The 18,887-nt window shown below is 53.9% G+C and carries 15 protein-coding genes; 4 read left to right on the forward strand and 11 right to left on the reverse strand.

The window, feature by feature from the left end; translation table 11 throughout:
• Positions 1–373: 373 nt before the first annotated feature.
• On the reverse strand, positions 374–1,351 hold the full coding sequence (locus VN24_RS05085; RefSeq protein WP_045669527.1) for an aromatic ring-hydroxylating dioxygenase subunit alpha: 978 nt from the start codon (positions 1,349–1,351) through the stop codon (positions 374–376).
• Between the two features lie 689 nt (positions 1,352–2,040).
• On the opposite strand from VN24_RS05085, the gene VN24_RS05090 reads away from it, so the two are divergent.
• Entirely contained in the window at positions 2,041–2,547 is a 507-nt protein-coding gene (locus tag VN24_RS05090; RefSeq protein WP_045669528.1) for an Lrp/AsnC family transcriptional regulator, read from the forward strand.
• A gap of 150 nt (positions 2,548–2,697) precedes the next feature.
• On the opposite strand, the gene VN24_RS05095 is transcribed toward VN24_RS05090, so the two are convergent.
• The 5 genes from VN24_RS05095 to VN24_RS05115 form a co-directional block, all read right to left on the reverse strand.
• On the reverse strand, positions 2,698–3,405 hold the full coding sequence (locus VN24_RS05095) for an S-layer homology domain-containing protein (protein WP_045669529.1): 708 nt from the start codon (positions 3,403–3,405) through the stop codon (positions 2,698–2,700).
• Between the two features lie 398 nt (positions 3,406–3,803).
• Positions 3,804–7,016 (reverse strand): MMPL family transporter, encoded by a 3,213-nt coding sequence (locus VN24_RS05100; protein ID WP_045669530.1) that lies wholly within the window; start codon positions 7,014–7,016, stop codon positions 3,804–3,806.
• Between the two features lie 292 nt (positions 7,017–7,308).
• Positions 7,309–7,800, reverse strand: a complete 492-nt coding sequence (locus VN24_RS05105) for a MarR family winged helix-turn-helix transcriptional regulator (RefSeq protein WP_045669531.1) — start codon at positions 7,798–7,800, stop codon at positions 7,309–7,311.
• A 195-nt stretch (positions 7,801–7,995) separates the two neighbouring features.
• The gene (locus tag VN24_RS05110) at positions 7,996–8,496 is read right to left on the reverse strand and encodes a DinB family protein (protein ID WP_045669532.1); all 501 of its coding nucleotides are present in this window, start codon (positions 8,494–8,496) and stop codon (positions 7,996–7,998) included.
• Positions 8,497–8,602: 106 nt separating this feature from the next.
• A complete protein-coding gene (locus VN24_RS05115; RefSeq protein WP_045669533.1) occupies positions 8,603–9,544 on the reverse strand; it encodes a helix-turn-helix transcriptional regulator in 942 nt (313 codons plus the stop codon).
• A gap of 156 nt (positions 9,545–9,700) precedes the next feature.
• Here VN24_RS05115 and VN24_RS05120 point away from each other — a divergent pair, with 156 nt between their 5' ends.
• Both VN24_RS05120 and VN24_RS05125 read left to right on the forward strand, forming a co-directional pair.
• On the forward strand, positions 9,701–10,633 hold the full coding sequence (locus VN24_RS05120; protein ID WP_045669534.1) for a hypothetical protein: 933 nt from the start codon (positions 9,701–9,703) through the stop codon (positions 10,631–10,633).
• Positions 10,634–10,706: 73 nt separating this feature from the next.
• Positions 10,707–10,952, forward strand: a complete 246-nt coding sequence (locus VN24_RS05125) for an NHLP leader peptide family RiPP precursor (RefSeq protein WP_045669535.1) — start codon at positions 10,707–10,709, stop codon at positions 10,950–10,952.
• Positions 10,953–11,008: 56 nt separating this feature from the next.
• On the opposite strand, the gene VN24_RS05130 is transcribed toward VN24_RS05125, so the two are convergent.
• On the reverse strand, positions 11,009–12,928 hold the full coding sequence (locus tag VN24_RS05130; RefSeq protein ID WP_052702799.1) for a sensor histidine kinase: 1,920 nt from the start codon (positions 12,926–12,928) through the stop codon (positions 11,009–11,011).
• 235 nt (positions 12,929–13,163) lie between these two features.
• On the opposite strand from VN24_RS05130, the gene VN24_RS05135 reads away from it, so the two are divergent.
• Positions 13,164–13,391 (forward strand): hypothetical protein, encoded by a 228-nt coding sequence (locus tag VN24_RS05135; RefSeq protein ID WP_045669536.1) that lies wholly within the window; start codon positions 13,164–13,166, stop codon positions 13,389–13,391.
• 189 nt (positions 13,392–13,580) lie between these two features.
• Here VN24_RS05135 and VN24_RS05140 read toward each other — a convergent pair whose 3' ends face one another.
• From VN24_RS05140 to VN24_RS05155, 4 genes are all read right to left on the reverse strand, one after another.
• A complete protein-coding gene (locus VN24_RS05140; RefSeq protein WP_052702800.1) occupies positions 13,581–14,573 on the reverse strand; it encodes an SPL family radical SAM protein in 993 nt (330 codons plus the stop codon).
• 319 nt (positions 14,574–14,892) lie between these two features.
• Positions 14,893–15,849 (reverse strand): agmatinase, encoded by a 957-nt coding sequence (speB, locus tag VN24_RS05145; protein ID WP_238590833.1) that lies wholly within the window; start codon positions 15,847–15,849, stop codon positions 14,893–14,895.
• 32 nt (positions 15,850–15,881) lie between these two features.
• Positions 15,882–17,204: an amidohydrolase family protein gene (locus tag VN24_RS05150; RefSeq protein ID WP_045669537.1), complete on the reverse strand. Its 1,323-nt coding sequence runs from the start codon at positions 17,202–17,204 to the stop codon at positions 15,882–15,884.
• Between the two features lie 407 nt (positions 17,205–17,611).
• Positions 17,612–18,886, reverse strand: a complete 1,275-nt coding sequence (locus tag VN24_RS05155) for a Zn-dependent hydrolase (RefSeq protein ID WP_045669538.1) — start codon at positions 18,884–18,886, stop codon at positions 17,612–17,614.
• Position 18,887: the final 1 nt, after the last annotated feature.

Raw genomic sequence — 18,887 nt, forward strand, 5'->3', positions numbered from 1 at the left:
TTGATTGCTTGAAATCGCTTGTCGGAAGGAAATGCCTACGATTGTGCAGGAATTTCAAGCTTTATTTTCCAGATTCACACCCTTGGACCGAAAAAAATGCAGATTTGCATGAATTTTCACGTAGTGGATACTTGGACTTAAAAGGATGTACGAACGCATGTTTTTTCAAATAAACAACTTCTCTGCTTTCCGGTGCCCCCGCATCAAACGTCCTCATCGTTCCCCCGTCCGTCTTTTGGCAAAGGTACTGGATAAATGCAGCATACTACTCTTCGGCAAAACGCCTGAAAGACTTTATGATCCGGTCTCTCAGGCGTTTTGTTTGTCAATTCCTCTTAGGTCGATTGAGTGCGGCTGCCCGTAAGTTTGGCTGTTAGGCCGTGCCCCACGTCATACCGAGCTCCACCAGCCATTTACGGTAAGCGATGCTGAGACGGTCGCATTTCAGGTGCAGCTCCGCCTGCAAATCGAGCGGCAGCAGCTCCGGCCGCTGGCTCTCCAATACGATCTCATCCTGAGAAAGGATGAGCGTTTGGAAATCGGTAAACTGCTTGTCCGGCACATCGAAAGCATAGTTGCGGCCAAGTACGACGAACACTTTCGAGACGGTAGGCTGCACAGGCATGACCGCGAACAGGATGGAAAACGTAGAACTGGTATCGGGGTCGGTCTTTTTTAACCGTGCAACGGTCGGCTTCAACACTTCATAAATATAACGAGCCGTTACGGGCCGCCCTCTGCCGTCGGGATCGGGTTGGAACACGTCGATTTCGCTTGAACGGATGCCTTCCTCCGAGGTGTTTACCGTATAATCCGATATTTCCGGGTAAGCGGAATCGCCCAAATACCCTTCATGCAAAAACGCCAGATGCCCTACATCGAGAAAGTTTTCGATCACGCGCGGAGCTGCCGCCTTTAATTCGTACGTATCGCAAAACGCCATATGAAAGGACTCGTCTTCAAATTCGGTAAAAACAGGAGGCCTCGTTGCAGAGCCGGATTCAAGCCGAACCCAGATGATGCCGTTTGCTTCGCAAGCCTCGTACGTGATCGCTCTCGCCTGCTTCGTGATCGCCTGATTCGGGTTTTGCTGGGGAATGAGCACACAGCCGCCCGTCCCGTCGTAACGCCAGCCATGATACGGACATACAAGCGTATCGTCGACGACTTTGCCGAGCGAAAGCGCCGCCCCGCGGTGGATGCACAAATCTTTCCAAGCATGAATGCCTTCCGACGTGCGGAACAATACGATTCTTTCTCCCATTAAGATGACGCCGAACGGCGCGTCTTTCACATCGGTGGCATAAGCCGCCGGCAGCCACTCCTTCATCAGGACAGCATCTTGATTCATCGCTGCATTCTCCTTTTCGTTTTAGTTTTTTGATCGTTCCTTGAATTCCTTTGACAAACCAGTTCATACGGAGTATATCCGCATCGCTCAAAGGCTGGTCTGCTTTCGCAGCACCCGTTGATCGTGCACCGGACGAAAGGCAGCGGCTTGCGGTTATTTCGTGACAACCGGAAATCTGTCCGGCAGCACGATGCCGCTGCGCTTGATCAGCGCCGCAGCCCGCTCCATCGCTTTGAACGGTTAACGGCTGCCGATTGGCAGCGACAAGAGCGAGATTTGACGTCTGCAAATTCGACCTCTCTGCTGCACGAAACGATGTCTCTCAAACCGTCTTGTTTACCTAAGGTAAATATAAAATATAATTTCGTTCGATTCGAAAGTATAATAAACTTATACTTACGTTACGTTATTATTTGAATTGATTATAACTCAGTCTAATTTTTCTCGTCAATATTTAAATGTCATGTAATTTCACACTAACATGTTATAAAAGTCGGGGGATGATGCGGTTTTTTGAGGCTGAAAATCGAAGGCTGCATCTGCGAATACAGCGGCCATTGAAGATCGTAACGGGGGGATATGGAGCCTTGAATTTACGTTTTGTATTGAAGGGAGCCATTTTTACCGTTATATTTATTCATATGGCAAGCAGAAACTAAAAAAGAACGCATTCTCAAAGGAGCTGCAGCATGCAAATCAGAATGTTACATGACCGGCCATACATTACGCTTGATTCCATCGACCGCAAAATAATCGACGAGTTGAGCATAAATGCCCGATTATCCTATACGGAGCTCGGCAAAGAGGTTGGGCTGTCGCGTGTCGCGGTACAGCTTCGGATCAATGCTCTTATGGAGCACGGCGTGATCGAACAGTTCACCATCGCCGTTAATCCGGATAAAGCCGGCCTGTACATCCCCGCTTTTTTTGACGTCAGCGTCGACCCGAAGCATTTGGATCAGGTAGCCGAGCAGTTGAAGAGTCACATCTTTATTACGCATTTGTTTCAATTAACCGGTTCAAGCAAGCTGCATATGCACGGGCAATTTGAGGATATGAAGGAAATGGAACATTATATTAGAACCAAACTGTATGTACTGCCGGGCGTGCTCAACGTCGAATCGCAAATTATCGTGAATTCGTATAAAAACCGGATGGGAATCAGGCCGCTGATACCTGATGAAGAAAGGCTGTGAACGGCGGCCCTCTGAACGTCTGCCGTTTTTGGGTCAGCGTCAGCTCTCCGAACGTCTGTCCGTTGCCACCGGACAACTAAAAACGGCCGCCTTCCCGTTCTCCCGAACAACGGGAAGGCGGCCGTTTCGTATGGAATGAATAATGGCGTGCTATTCGTCCGATCCGGTTTTTCCGCCGGTCAGTGTCGCCGCTTTGTCGAGGTAGGCAGGCTTGTTCGTGATGAATTCATAAGCGAGACGAGCCAGCGCCTGGCGCTCGGCATACTCGTTCGGATCGAAACGGAGCGAGCCGTCCGCGTTTTCGATGCCGTTGACGAAGCCGATTTGATACGCCAATGACACGTCGTTCAATGCGTACTTGGAAACGTCTTTCATGTCGGACAAATTCGCTTTCTTTTTTATATTTTCGGCGGCATCCTCAAGGCCGAATGCCCGGATAAAGAAGACGACCAGTTCCTGGCGGGTGATCGGCGCTTCGGGCGAAAACTCCGTCTCGGAAGTTCCCTTCGTAATGCCCATTGCGACAAGGGCGCCTATATATCCGACGCACCAGCAATCCGGTTTGACGTCCTTGAAACTCGCCGCCATTTCCGGCTGTTCCGACACCCCCATCGATTTTACGATAATTTTCGCCAATTCGGCGCGGGTCATTTCCTTTTTCGGCTGAAACGTCCCGTCCCCGTAACCGGAAATCATGCCGGATTGCGTCAAGCTTGCAATTTCCTGCTTGGCATAGGAGTTGGAGCTATCCTTAAATGGTTCGGCGGCGCCGAATACAGCGGCGGGAAGTATGGCAAGCAGAAGCATCGCGGCAGCCGGAACGCGTATCAATGTTTTTCGAAGTTGCTGATCTGGCATCATAAAAACTCCTTTTCTTCTAAAAAATTCCGAGCCTGTCCTCTCCTGATAAACGAACGTCAGGGCTGCCCGGCTAATACGGTTATTAGGTCATTATACTAGAAACCGCCCTCCTTAAACCTACATATTCCTTCCAGCACGAATGGATCGCATCCGAAAATGGCAAAATACGTTTCGATACGCCCGAAAAGATCCGTACAATGCCTGACTCCATGCGGCACAATCAGGTACAATCCGCTATAATCCGGCACTAACCGATACAATGCGGCACAAAAAAACAAACGGCTTTTGCCTGCGCAGACGCAGACAAAAGCCGTTTAGTCGGGTAGGGAACCCAGCGGCATCAACCTTCAGAGGCGAATCCGCAGATTATGTGCAGGATGCCGATCCTGCATTTGCTAGTTGCGGCTGCCGTTCACGGCGTTCCCGGATACGGAGGCGACGTGTACGGCGCTGCCTTCGGCATACGAATCCTCTTGACCGCGGCTGTCCATGAATGGCCACCAGTTGGCAGCGCCGAACGTGCGTACCATGACCGGAATGAAGATCGGCAAAATGAACAGCGCGTACAGGAACAGCCCGCTCAGGACGACGGTCGCAATCTGCATCAGCGACAGGACGCCCGACGGCAGCATCGCCGCGAACGTGCCGCCCAGAATGACGGCGGCGGACATGATGACGCCGCCCATATTTTTCATCGCCTTCAAGATCGCTTCCGACACGGGCAGATGCCGGTATTCACGGAACCGGTCCATCAGGAAGATGCTGTAATCGACGCCAAGCGCCATCAGCAGCACGAAGCTGAAGAACGGCACCGGCCAGCTGATGCCGGAATAGCCGAGCATGCGGACGAAGATCACCTCCGCGATGGCCATCGATGAAAAATAAGTGAGAACGAGCGACGCGATCAGGTAGAGCGGAATGACGATGGACCGGAACAACAGCAGCAATATGATCGCGATTCCGATCAGCATCAGCATGACGGTGCGGGAGTAATCCGCGTCGGAGATCGTGTTCAGATCGTGCTGGGTGCTCGTAATGCCGCTGACGGCAAACGAAGCCTGTTCAAAGCTTGTTCCTTTCAGCCCACGCACCACCGCCTCGTTGACGGACGGGATTTCGCTCAGCGTTTGCTCATCGTACGGGTTGCCGGCAAACACGACATCGAATGTCGCCGTCTTTTTGTCCTTCGATAAATAATTGTCCAGCGCCGATCTATAGTCCTCGTCGCCAAGCGCCTGCTGCGGCATATTCCACCCGGTCAGCTGCTGATTCGGAGCGGCTGACAGCTCGTTTAAGTATTCTTCCGCCGATTTCAGTCCGCTCGATACTTGCGCCAGGCCGTCAACACTCTTATCCAGCCCTCCGCTCAGTTCCCCAAGCTGCGAATTCAGGCTCGCAAATCCGGACTGCAGCTCCTTTTGACCGGCGCTCAAGCTGTCCAGCCCCTGCGTGATGGACGGCAGCTTCGATATCACTTGGCTTTGCCCCTCCGCAGCCTGACTGACTCCCTGCTCGAGCGAGGCGATGCCTTGCGACAATTTCGCCAGCCCTTGCGCCAGCGCGGCCTGCCCGTCAGCCGCTTGCTTGTAACCGGCGTTGGCCTGCGCCAAGCCTTTCGCCGCTCCCGACAGCTGCGCATTCAGCTGCGACAGCTGTCCGGCCAAATCCGAGGCGCCGCCTTGAAGCCGGGACAGCGCACCGAGCGCTCCCTGGAACTCGCTGTCGTTTTGGAGCTCCGGATATTTTTGCTGCATATCCTCGAACGTACCGTGCAGACCGCTCAGGTCGCCCGCCAGGCTGCTCTGCTGCTCGGCAACAGCTGCGTAGGCCGCGGACAGCTTACCGATGCCGCCTCCGAGCTGATCGTAGCTGGCGAGCAGCTGCTTGCTTGATGCAGCAAGCTTGTCGGCGCTCTCTTTCGCCGACGCAAGTCCCGCCGACAGCTGCGCCGCTCCGGCCGTGCCGTCTTTCAGCCCTTTCTCGATCGCAGCCAGGCCGCTGCCGAGCTGCTCGACGCCCGCCTTCAGCCGGTTCGTGCCGGCCACGAGCTCTCCCGCTCCCTTCGCGGCCTCTTCCAGCTTCGGTGCATTGTCGCTAAGCGAGCTGGAAGCATCGGAGAGGCCTTTGCCGATCTGGCTGAGTCCGTCGGCGCCCTGCCCGATGCCGGTTCCGACCGTTCCGGCCTGTGACGTTACTTGCAGATCATCAAGCGGCTCCCCGAGAGGACGCGTGGCGCTGCGGACGCTTTTTACGCCGTCCACGTTGGCAAGCTCCCGGCTCACCTGCTCCAGCGCCGCCAGCCCTTCTTTCGTATCCAGCGGCCGGTCCGCTTTAATGACGACGGTCGAAGGCATCGAGTCGCCGGGACCGAAGCTGTCGGCGATCACGTTAAATGCTTTTACCGAATTGTACTTATCGCCGATCTCATCCAAAGAGTTAAACGAAATCGCGTTTTTATATGCAGCCATAAAAGGGACGAGCACGACCGCCAGCACAATGAGCGCCCACAGCGGCTTGCGCAGCGAGAAGCGCCCCATCGCTCCCCAGAGCGCGCTCTGTTTATGCTCGAGCGCCCCGCGCGAAGGCCAGAACAGCCCTTTGCCCAGCACCGCCATGAAGAACGGCACGAGGGTCACCAGCGCGATCAGCAGCACCGCGACGCCAACCGCGACCGCAACCGCCGAACGGTACAGCATAAACGTGGAAAATCCGATAGAAGCGAAGCCGACCAGTACGGCAGCTCCGGATACGAGTACGGTCCGGCCGGCTGTCCGGTAAGTGGCGATGATCGCTTCCGTCTTGTCGCCGCTGTGCGCAAGCTCTTCCTTATAGCGGCTGATCAGCAGGATGCAGTAGTCCGTTCCGATGCCGAACATGACCGCGACCATGAAAATTTGCGTAAAGTTCGAAATCGGAAAATCGGCATATTCCGCCAGGAACGATACGACCGACTGCGACAGCAAATAGCTGACTCCAACGGCGACAAGCGGAATGAACGGCGCAACCGCCGAACGGAACACAATGAACAGAATGACAAGAATGAATACAACCGTGATCAGCTCCGTCTTTTTCAAGCCGTCCATGGAGCTTTGCTGCTGATCCATATCGATCAGCCAGCCGCCGGTATAATAGTGCTCGACCGGGACGTCCGCCACAGCCGCGTACAGCGCGTCGCTCAGCTCAAGCTCGCTCCGTCCGTCTCTGTCGATGCCGACCAGCACGAGCGCCGTCTTACCGTCCTTGGACAGCATCTGTTCCTTCAAATCGGGCTGTTCAAAATACGAAGTAACGGTGGTGATGCCGATCTCGCTTCCTTCGCTCTTCAGGCTTTCGACTCCCTGACGGATGTTCTCCTGGTCGGCGCTGCTGAGCCCTTGATCGTTATGGAATACAAGCACTGAAGTCAGCTCGTTTTTGTTCTCCCCTGCAGCGCTCTTCGATTCGTTAATCAGCTTGGCCGCGACGGAGGACGAGTAGCCTTCCGGCACCGTAATCTGGCCCTTTTCCTTCACAAGTTCGTTGAAATCCGGGGCCGTCGCCATAAGTACGGCGGCCGCGATAATCCACAGCGCCAGCACGGCCCATCTCCATCGAATCACTGTTCTCATGCTCTCCCCATTGCTCCTCTCCGTTATCCGAAATTGCCTGCTGGCCCCGCTCTACACGCCACCCGTGCGAACATTAGGACCGAGCCGTTATTTCCGCTCTCTTTGGCTTCTCTCTGTAAAAGCGTCATTCTCTGCTGTTTCGCTTCCTTCTGTTTTCTTCTCTTCGGTTGCTTGCTCATCTATTGCTCTTTTCTGTTGCTTACTCTTCTGTTACTTACTCTTCTGTTACTTACTCTTCTGTTACTTACTCTTCTATTGCTCTCTCTTCTGTTGCTTGCTCCTTTGCTGCTCTCTATTCCGTTTCGCTTTCTGCTCCCGGGTCAAGCGCCGCCAACCCGCTCTCATAATGCAGTAGCACATGGGCAAGCTTCTCGTACAGCTCGAGAAACTGCTTCGCTTCGTCGGCGGTAAAGTGGCCGATCAGCCCGGCGAGCAAATCCTGAATCACTTGCTCCATCTGTTCGGCAAGCTGAACCCCTTCTTCCGTCAGCTGCAAATAGGTAACCCGGCGGTCGGACGGATCCGGTATGCGCTGTATGAGCGCTTTATCGGCTAGCCGGGTAACGATCGCCGTTACAGAGCTTTTGCCGACGCAAAACACTTCCGCGAGCTCGGAGGAGGTCGACCTCTCACGCATCTGGATATACCGGATCACCCAGTACTGTTCCGTCGTCAAATCCTCCGGCATCAAATCCTTGACTAGCGCGTTAATACGCCGGTCAACCGTAAACGACGCGATTTCATAGCGCTTAATGATCTCGCACAACAGAGGTCTTTCATCCATCTCTCTATCTCCTCCTTTCTCCTTAGAGCAGTAGTTCGACTATTGAATAGTTTTATAATCGAACTATATCACTGGAAAAAGCAGTATGTCAAGAGAAGGCGAAGACCGTCTGTCCGGCTCTCGCTTTCATCCCCTGCATACTGCCCTCCCTGCCGCCGATCATTCAAACCCAATTGAAAAAAAATATTCCGGAAGCTACAGCAGCGGCACCATGCCCCTCGCCAGCCAGTCTTCGCGCGTCGGCCCGTAAATGTCCGGCACACGCAGTCCGGCCTGACGCATCAGAACGGTCATCTGGCCGCGGTGGTGAATTTCGTGGCTGATGAAAATATGCAGCGTCAGCCCGTTCTTCCACTCTTCGCCGTACATGTTCGTTGCGCGCTGCAGATCTTGATCGGTCCATTGGCTGCGGACGGCATCCAGCATCGCCGCGCTGACGATCCGGTAGCTTTGGGCAATCTGCCGGGCCGATTGCGGCGCCCGCTCGTCTTCCGCCGGCGAGGCAAATTCCAGTCCCGTGCGCGTCAGCATTTCATGAACCGTCGTAACGAGATGCCAGGCGAGCTGACCCAAAACGCGGTGTCCCGGCGCAATTTCCTGTGCAAGCGAGGCGTCGGTAAGCAGGTCCATCGCCCGCTGCGTCGCCATCGTCTCGTTTGTCCAATCCGCTGCAAACTGTTCAATCGTCGTATACATATTGTCCGTCCTCTTTTCGTTTGGGATAGCGTTCTTCCGTTTTTCGGTTCACGCTTCGGGTTGTTCTTGAGTCTTCATCAAGTATACCCGCCCTTTCCTGACAACTTTATGGCAGTGTAAAATCGTAATTCCGCACAATTTCCACCGCACGCTCCCGCACTTCCCGCGCGACATGCTCCGGCCCGAGCACGCGCACATCCGCGCCGTAACCGAGCAGCATGCCGTACAGCCACGGCTCGTCGGGCTGCTCCGAAGTTACAAGCAGCATTCCGTCCGGCTCCAGCCTGATTGCATCACGGTCAAAATAATCGTAAACCCTCGCTTTTGCACGCGGATGAAAAAGGAGCTTTAGCCGCACAAGATCATACTTCTTCTGCGCTCCCCAGCGGAAGTCGAAGTGCTGGAGCTCCTTGGACCTGCGCTCGAATGTCGCCTGCAGCACCGTCAGCTGCTCGACCCGGGACAACCGGAAAATCCGGTAGTCGCCGCGCAGACGGCAGTAAGCATACAAATACCAGATGTACCCCTTCAAAACGACGCCGACCGGTTCAACTTCCCGGACCGCTTCCTCGCCTTGTCCGTTCGTATAGCGAAACTTCACCAGCCGCAGCGAGTCGGCCGCCCCGCGCAGCTGCCGCATAAGCGCCTTCTGCTCCTCTCCGCCGCTCCACGGATCCAAATCGATCATGAGCCGTTCGCCTTGGCCGCTGCCGCGCTCCGTCTTGGCGGCCAGCGCCCCGACCTTGTCCAGCAGCATCCCGATATCCCGCTCATGTAAGGTGGAGCGCACGCCGCGGAGTGCGATCATAATCGATTCCAGTTCCTCATAGGACAAAAACTGCCTCTCTACCCGGTACTTCTCCATAATTTCGTAACCGCCCGCCGCGCCCGTATACGAAACGACCGGTATTCCGGCCGCATTAATCGCCTCCATATCGCGGTAAACGGTGCGCAGCGAAACCTCGAACCGTTCCGCCAATTCCTGCGCGCTTACTCTTCTGCGGTTCAGCAGCAGCATCGTGACGGCCAGCAGCCTCTCCAGCTTCATCGGTTCACCCTCCCTTTTCGTCTCATGCCTGCTTATAAGTCCTTTGCTTCTTCTTTGCTCTTGCTTCTTTGCTCTTGCTCTTTAAATCTTTTCTTCTTTACAGCTCTTGTCCGCTTATCATATTCTTATCCTATTAATCGAAACTAGGTGATTTCCATGAACTGGTTTGACGACCATAAAGAAGCTTTGCGAGCCGTCTTTGCCGAGGCTAAGCGGCGCATCGCCAACTTTCCCGAACCGCTTGGCGGCCGGGGACTTGCCTATTTGGAGGCATTCGACGTCTTTAAGCCGGATACTCCGAAAAATTATATTTGCTACACGCTGCCTTACTGGCTTCAGGAACGGTATCCGCTAACCGCGGAGCAATGCTCCCGCCTCTCCCTCGCCAACCTGTTTGTCATGCTCCACTTCTTCGTCCAGGACGATTTGATGGACGTTCCTCAGGACGAATGGAAGGAACAGCTCGCTCTTTCCGCCCTGTTTCACAGCGAACTGCTGAGCTTGTTTCATGCTCAGTTCGGCACTGATTCTGCGTTCTGGACCTGCTATACAAAGTATATCGCGGGCTGGGCCGGAGCCGTTGCCAATGAGCAGCGCGCCGATTATTTCCTCACGGACCGGGCGCAAATTGCCGCGAAAGCTGCGCCGCTGAAGCTGGCGGCGGCCGGAGCGCTGCTCCTCACCGGAAAAATGTCCGAGCTTACGGATCTGGAAGATTTGATCGATGATGCGCTTGTCATCCTCCAGATGGCCGATGATTGGACCGATTGGGAAGAGGACCTGGCCGAAGGCAACGCCAACTGCCTGCTGTCGCTTATTCGGAGCCGTCTCGGGCTTGCGCCCGAAGAGCCGCTCTCACCTCAGATCGTGCGGCAGCACATTTATGGCGGCTCCATAATGACGGATTACGCCCGCTTCGCGCAGCGTCGTTACGATCAGCTGCCTGACATCGCTTCCATTCTTTCTCAGCTTGCCGCTTTCCGCGATTCTCTGTCAAGCGGGCTGTTGCAAACCGCAGCGGATATCGTGAGAAAAAGAGAAGCGTTGAAGCTAGGAGGATTGAATCATTTTCTGTCGATAAATGGATAAATTGTTGTAGATATATTGCTTTTCCAATGTTAAGATAGTCAAGTAGTCCTAATCCATTGCAGAGGTGATTGTTGTGGTTCAGAAACAAGAACTGCTTTCCCAAATCATTGAAAAAGCCTGGTCAGATCCGGATTTCAAAGAACAATTGTTGAAAGACCCTAAAAATTCATTAAAAGCGGAGTTCGGCATTGAAATTCCGGACCATATTTCGGTTACAGCAGTGGAAGAGGACTCCTCGAACTTCTATCTTGTCATCCCCCCTAATCCGGCCGACGTAAACACGGCCCAGGAGAACGAAGACCCGGTTGCCGGGTGGTAGGTTGTACATAGCAAACAAATAAGGCAGTCCGCTCTTGGCGGAACTGCCTTTTCCTTTTATTTTCCGTTCTCCGGGTCAGCCGGGAAACGGATGACGGCTTCCGTTCCGACGCCGGGTTCACTGGAGTAGGTCAGCGTCCCGCGCATCGCTTCGATAATGCGGAATGTGACCATCAGACCCAGTCCGGTGCCTCTCGTCTTATTGGAATAATACGGCTCGCCGAGCTTCTTCAGCGCTTCCGGCTTTATGCCTTCCCCGTTATCCATAATCCGGATTACGACCGCATCCCCTTCTCCGTACGCTAAGATATGAACCTGTCCGTGCTCTTTAATCGCTTCAATGCTGTTTTTGACGATATTGATGATCGCCTGCCTGAACTTGGATGAGTCGCCCCTTATGTAAAGATCGTCGGGAATTTCAAGTATAATCTTCCCCCCGCTCAAATTGGCCAGCGGATTCAGAATCCCTTGAATGCGGCGCAGCTCGTCCGAAAGGTGCAGCCTCTTCACCGAGTCCAATTCCGGCTTGGCGAACGTCAGGAAATCGGTAATAATGTTGGACGCGCGGTCCAGCTCTTCGATCGCCAGATTCATGTAAGCCATTTCCTTTTCCGACGCCTTCTGCCCGAGAAGCTGCAGAAATCCCCGCGTCACCTGAAGCGGATTGCGCACCTCATGTGCGACCGAGGCCGCAAGCCCGCTGACGATTTCCATTTTGTCGGAGCGCTGCAGCTCATTGTTGAATTGCTCCAGCTCCTTGGAATATTTGACGACCTGCTCGTGATGCTCGGCGATCTGCTTGCCAAGAATGGCTACGAGACTGACGACAAACGCCACAATGCCCCATTTCCAAATGACAAAGCGGTGCGTAAAGTTCGATGTGTAAAATAAAATCAAATCGGTTGTAACCGCGCATCCCAACAGGCCGAACCCGATGAACAGCATCATGGCGTTCCGGTTTCCTTTGAACATATAACCCGCCGCTGTTGCAATCAGCAATGCAAATTCCAACAGGATGAATATGCCCATTATTTTTACACTGAATAAATAGTAAAGCGAGTCATAGCGCCCTTCCGTAATCTCATTCCATATACTGAATACGAAGCAAAAGGCGGAATAAGTGCTCTGGATATATAACCATTTACGAACGATTCCGTACTTGCCCGGACCGATCACCGTTAAGAAAAAGTAGGTCATGGCGGGCAGAAAAACAAACAGCGACCGGTCGAGCAAACCGGCAAATAATTGACCGTAATGATCGTAAAGCGAATAAACGGCGGTCGAATAGGTGATCAGCAGCAGACCGAGCGTCAAAATAATCATACAAAGCGGCACCCAACTCGATAAATGGGAGTCCCGCGTAAAAAAGGTGCATACGAGCATGATCGCGGCAACAAAAACGAGCGCGCAGCCAATCAAAAAATCAGTAATATCAATCGTTGTATATGTACGCTGCAGCTGAGAAAAATCCCCGATCTCCACCTTGCTTTGAATGCCGAGTCGTCCATTGGACGAGTAAACATATACAAGCAGCGATTTGCCGGAATCGGCCTGGTCCAGGGGAATCAGCAGTTTATTCGCATCGATATTATAGTCCCTTGTATGATCGTAAACAGGAACGCCCTCCAAGTAAATATGGATACTGCGGGCGTAAACGTTTTGAATAAACAGAGCGGACTTGCCATCATTCAGATCCGGCAATTTCAGGCGGATCCAAGCGGCTTCGAGAGATTCCGGGTTTGCAGAATCTTCATTGCCCATTGGATGATCGGCGTCCGCTTGAAGCCAGCCTTGTTCCTGACCGGTAGGCAGCGGCGGGGGCGAGGCCGAAGCGGCTTCCATAACCGGCAGCACCTGCCACTGATCGATGGCAGAAATGCCGCTCGAATTGCTTGCGCCGATTTGACTGATGACATAACCAAAAAATAAACAAAAAAGCAGCAGTAGCGTTGTAATCGATCTCGCTGTAAGTTTCATGACAAACACCCCGAACGGAATTACTCACCACCTTGCTGCATCCACCCTTTCCTTATCATTCGACAATATTCGATAACTCGAACATTGTTAATTGTTGAAGGGATTAATAACGTATGCCATAAATCCTTCGCAGAAAGAAAAACGGTGAGGATTGAAAAGCGGACAATGGAGGTATACAAGTAGAGTAACATAACCGCGCCATACGCGGTAGCTATTAAATAACGAGGTGATTGAAATGACGGAGCCGAGCAAGAAATCGCTGAAGAAAGAACCGCTGGCCGACCGGGACAATCCCGAACAATTTCCGACAGAAAACGAAAGTCTGCACGACCGCTTTAAGTCCGAGCAGACCGTCGATCCGATACCCGTAGAAGATTTAACCCTTCAGCAGGAAGATGAAAAAAATAAGACTGAGACGAAGCATACTTCTTCCAGCGAACGAAAATATCATACCGGATGTTAGCAGCGGCCGCGCGTCTTTAGCGCGCGGTGGAGCGATACGTGTTCGTGGTCAACACAAACTGCTGACCATGCCATTGGAGCGCCGCGGGTCCATCATGCGACGTCGAACCGCGCGATGGGGCTCGCGCGGTGCGCGAACGCCGGAGCGGCTCGCGCGCGAACGGATATCAACCCGGCATTTCCTTTACGATCAGAACGGGAACGACATTTGATCGGCAACCGGCTGAACGACATAGTTTTCCCCCGGATGCAGCTTTGCGGCCGTTCCGCGGCCTTCTCCGGCAGAGCCGGAGCCGTACCTTCCGCTTAGATCAAACTTTCCGTCCGAATGATCGTTTGTGATTCGCAATCCGTAACTATCCCGAGGTGCGGCCGGCTCTCGGCCGGAAAAACCATATTTGTCCAGCAGGCCGGCCGTCAGCCTGTTTATTCGCTCCTTGTACTCCTGATCCGCATAAGCATGCCGGTACAGCTTGCCGTATGAGCGGAGCAAATGCGGAAAATGCTCGCCAAGGATTCCGTAATACCACTGTTTCACATCCGGCGACAAGCGCAGCAGAGAGGCCATCGCGAATGAAGCACCGTATTCCTTCGCCGCCCGCAGCAAGGAGTCAAGCTGCTCCGGCGAATCCGTTAAATAAGGCAAAATAGGCGCGGCGAACATGCCGACCGGTATGCCTGCCCCAGCCAGAGCGGTGATCGTCTCCAGCCTTCCGGTCGGCAGCGGGGCTCCAGGCTCCAGCTTGCGCAGCAGTCCGGCATCGAGCGTACCGAGACTGACGTTGACCGAAGCGACATTCATCTGGCGCAGCAGATCGATGTCTCTGACGATGAGCGGGGAACGGGTTGTAATGGATACCGGAACCCGGTATCGGGCCAGCACCTTCAAGCATTCCCGCGTAAGCCGAGCCTTCCCTTCAACCGGTTGATACGGATCAGTTGCCGTACCGATTGCAATCTGGCCGAGATGGCGCCCCAGCGCGTCCAGATCGAAGTTGAACTTGACCGTGAGCCGGTGAAGCTGCGTTTCCAGCGCTTCGGCCGCGTTTATTTTCAGCGAGATGTGATCTTGAAATTCGTCTCCGGCTCCCTTTCCGGTAAAGGACTGAAAGCCGCGCGCATAACAGAAGCTGCATCCGTGCGCGCATCCTCGGTATGGGTTAATGGACCAATTGAACGGCATCCGCTCTTCCTTGACGGGATTGAGCGTCGTTTCGTCGTTACTTGTTCATACGTTTTCGCCATAGAAGTATCACCCCTCGAACTAGAACGTATGTTCCCTTTTTGATTAGTCTATCGATTATTCATCGGATTGTCAACTCGAATACCCAGGGAATTTTTGGGGATATAAGTGATGGCTAACAAGAAAGGCAGCATGAATCCTCGAGGGCAGAGCAACGACGCTTCGCACGGTCGTACGTTTTATTGCGCAATGTCCCCGCGCAGCAAAAAAACTCTTCCGGCTTCAAACCGAAAGAGTTTTTTTACCTGACTTCACATCATCAGCCGTTATTCAACTTTTCTCTGCGCTTTAAAATATGGCCCATGAAACTCAAGATCGTCATAGCGGTGACTCTCGACGTCACACCTGCCGGATCGTATTGGGGAGCGACTTCCACGAAGTCGAAGGCGACAATTTCGCCCTTCTTGGATAAAGCCTCCAAATACCCGTTCAATTCGTCAAAAGTCAGCCCGCCGGGCATCGGCGATCCGGTCCCCGGCGCTACCGAAATGTCGAGCGAATCGATATCGATTGTGACGTAATAGCGCTCGGAAGAAGGAATTTTGTCGATGACTCCGTCTACGCCCAATTGCTTGGCTTCTTTCGCGGTAATTAATACACTTCCATATTCCCTCGCGTCGTCAAAATCCGATTTCCGGCTGCTGCCGAGCCCTCTTAGCCCGACCTGAGCCATCCCTTGGATATGATCCATCTCCGACATCCGGCGCAGCGGGCTCCCGTTGCCGAATCGCTGCCCGCCGGGCGCATCCGACCAATCCAGGTGCGCGTCGAATTGAACGACCGTTACCGGTCCGAAAGAATCCAAAGCTCTCGCTACCGGAATCGAGATGGAGTGATCGCCGCCGATGACGACCGGAGTCGCTCCTCGTTCCACAATTTTGCGGACGGCCCATTCAATATGTTCAAACGAAGTTTGAATATCGCCGTTCACGATATCCGCATCGCCGCAATCGACGATTTTCCATGGAGCGGCAAGAAAAACTTCATCCCGTTCCGGATCATAAAATCCGGCGTCACCCCGCCCGTATTGCGTTGACGCTTCCCGGACCCGTCTTGGACCCAATCGGGTTCCCGACAAAAAGCCTACGCCCAAATCATAAGGAACCCCCAATACGGCCATATCCGCTTGCAGCTCGTTCAAATTGGTGCAAATCGGATATTTGCCGAATGAACAAATTCCGGTGATCGGGTGGTTTACTTTATCCATATTTATCATTTCGGAGATCATTCCTTACATCATTTTTTCCGTTATGATTGGCGGGACCATTGTTCGAACAACCGGTCCACCCGATCCACAATCTTTTGCTCGGAAACGGTCGCAATCCGTCCCTCTTCGACAACGACCCGGCCGGCCACGACAACATGCGAAATGGCATTCGGCTGCATGGCGTAGACCATATTGGCGAACAGCTCGTTCTTGGGCGAAAGCGACAAATCGTTTATATCAAGCGCGATAAAATCGGCATAGGCGCCCGCTTCGATCGTTCCGACCGGCATGCGCAAAATGTCGCCGGCCCGTTTCGTTCCCATGTCGTACACCTGTTTCGCCGTAATGCAGGTGCCGTCCAAACGCGCTACTTTCTGCAGCAGCGAGCACATCCGCATTTCCTCGAATACGCTGATCCGGTTATTGCTGCAGCCGCCGTCCGAGCCGAGCGCAATCTTCACTCCCGATTTCAGCAAGTCCGGAATGCGGGTGATGCCGTCAGCAAGAATCATATTGCTCGATGGACAGTAAGCAAGCGAGCAGCCGCGTTGTCCGAGCAGCTGAATCTCGGAATCCTCCAGCCACACCAGATGGATCGCAATCATTCGTTCGTCGAGCACGCCGAGCGAATCCAAATAATGGACCGGGCGCAAGCCGTAATCGCGCAGCGTCTCTTCCACCTCGAACATCTCTTCCGCTACGTGAATATGAAATGGCGTGTCCAGCTCAAGCGCCAAACGGTGCCCGGCCTTGATCATCTCCGGCGAAGCCGCATGCGGACTGTGAGGCGCCGGGTGAACCTCGACCATGGAGCTGCCCTGGTATTTGACCGCCAGCTTGCGGGTACGCGAGACGGCTTCATCGACCGTTTCCCGGTAAGCAACCGGAGCTCCGGACCAGTCGTACATCGTGCTGGCGAAGACGAGCCGGATTCCCAAATCGTTCGCCGCACGGATGACAGCCTCATCGTGCGCCGTTCCGCCGTTATGCACATAGAAAAAGTCGCTGACCGTCGTCACCCCGTACCGGAGCATCTCTCCGAACGCCAGCAGCGCCCCGGTATAGATGGCCTCTTCATCCAGCAGCGGCGTATACCGGTAAAGCGCCTGATCGCGCCATTCCAGGAAAGGCTTGTCAATGGCGATGCCCCGCAACAGGCTTTGAAAAGAATGATTGTGAGCATTTACAGTCCCCGGTACGATCGCCTTGCCTGGCCAATGGACGGTCTCGGCTTCGGGATAGCGAGACATCAGCTCGTCCTGAGGCCCGATCTCCTTGATCCGGCCGTCTTGAACAACAATGGCCTGCTTCGGTTCGAATGTATCCTTCACATAGACGTAATCCGCTGCAAATAAACGGTCCATATTTAACCTCCTTAAGGTTTTGACGTAAGTCAAAACCACTTCGTAAGCATTGGCTGATTCGTTCTATTGCTGGCCGTGCGTGCTCCGGCTAGTTATGCCTAGCTTGGCTAGGCGCGCAACGGAACTCACAGCACTTATTTTGCATGTATGAGCCCATTTGGAAATCTAACGGAACTCACAGCTCTTAATCGAGTTAAAATGGGTTATGTTCCGACAGAAAAACCGAAATAAGGTCCGATACTTCCGTTAGATGTTCAAATCGAACAAAATGAGCGGAATAACGTCAATTGCATCCGTTAGCATCCTAGAACAACCCGTACCATCCTAGAACAACCCGTACCATCCTAGAACAAGCCGTATCATCCTAGAATAAGCCGTAATGGTAACAGTTTTTCAGGATCGTTCTGCTAGTCCAGCATTCGATCCAGCATTTCATCCAGCGAAACGATCGCGTTCAGCAGGACGTTCGCCGCTTTCTCGATGTCCTCGATCCGGCTTTCTTCCTCCGGACAGTGGCTTTTGCCGTCGATGCTCGGAACGAACAGCATTCCGGCCCGCGTCAAGGAAGACATGTGCGTCGCATCATGTCCTGCCATACTTCCCAGATGAAACGATTCATACCCCAAAGCGCGGGCCTTCTCCGTGCATAGATCGACAATGTCCGGATCCATCGATTCAGGCGCTTGATCCAGCACGACCCGGCGCTCCACCCTGCAATTACGCATCTGTTCAATCGCTTCCAATCGGCCCTGCCACGCATCGATCACCTGCCGGATTTCACCCTGGCTTTTTCCTCTCGCTTCCAGATGAAAAACGACCTTCTCCGGAATGATGTTGGCTGCGTTCGGGTAATTGGCGATTTTGCCGACGGTTCCCACCACTTCATCGGACGGATGATCGCGGCAAACGGACTCGAAAGCGAGCATCATTTCCGAAGCGGCCATCAGCGCGTCCTGCCGGTCATTCATCAGCGTCGTTCCCGCATGATTGGCTTGACCGTAAACAGTGACTTCCTCCCGGTAAATGCCCGTAATCGCCGTCACGATTCCGACCGGAATATCCCGCTTAAGCAGCCGTTTGCCCTGCTCGATGTGAACTTCCAGGAACGCGGCCAGCTCATGCGGCTGGCGCCGGGCTTGCTCCAATCGCTCAGGGTCTCCGCCCGCTTCCCGCAGTGCCACATCAAGCGGCCGCCCCTTATCGTCGCGTACGCCTTCGATCTGTTCCCGCTTCAATCTTCCTGCCACGCTCCGGCTGCCAAACGTCGATAAGCCGAACGGATTCGGTTCCTCCGCGCTGAACGAAACGAGCTCAAGCGGATGGCGGGTGCGGACGCCCTGTTCATCCAGCACGCGCATCACTTCCAAAGCGATGAGAACGCCAAGCGCTCCGTCGTACAGCCCGCCGTTCGGAACGGTATCGATATGGGATCCGAATGCGATGACGGGCAAAGCCGGATCAGCGCCTTCACGCCTTGCCCAAATATTGGCCGCAGCATCTACGCGCACGTCCAACCCTAACTCCCGGAGCTGGTTCTTCAGCCAATCGCGCGCCGCCAGCTCCGCCGGCGTAAACGTCGTGCGGTCCAGCCCGCCCCGCTCGTTGCGTCCGAACTCCCCGAGCTCCCGCAGTTGCTTTTGCAAACGTCCGGGTTCTATATGCAAATCATGTAATACTTTCATA

It is taken from the genome of Paenibacillus beijingensis, assembly GCF_000961095.1.
GTDB lineage: Bacteria > Bacillota > Bacilli > Paenibacillales > Paenibacillaceae > Paenibacillus_O > Paenibacillus_O beijingensis.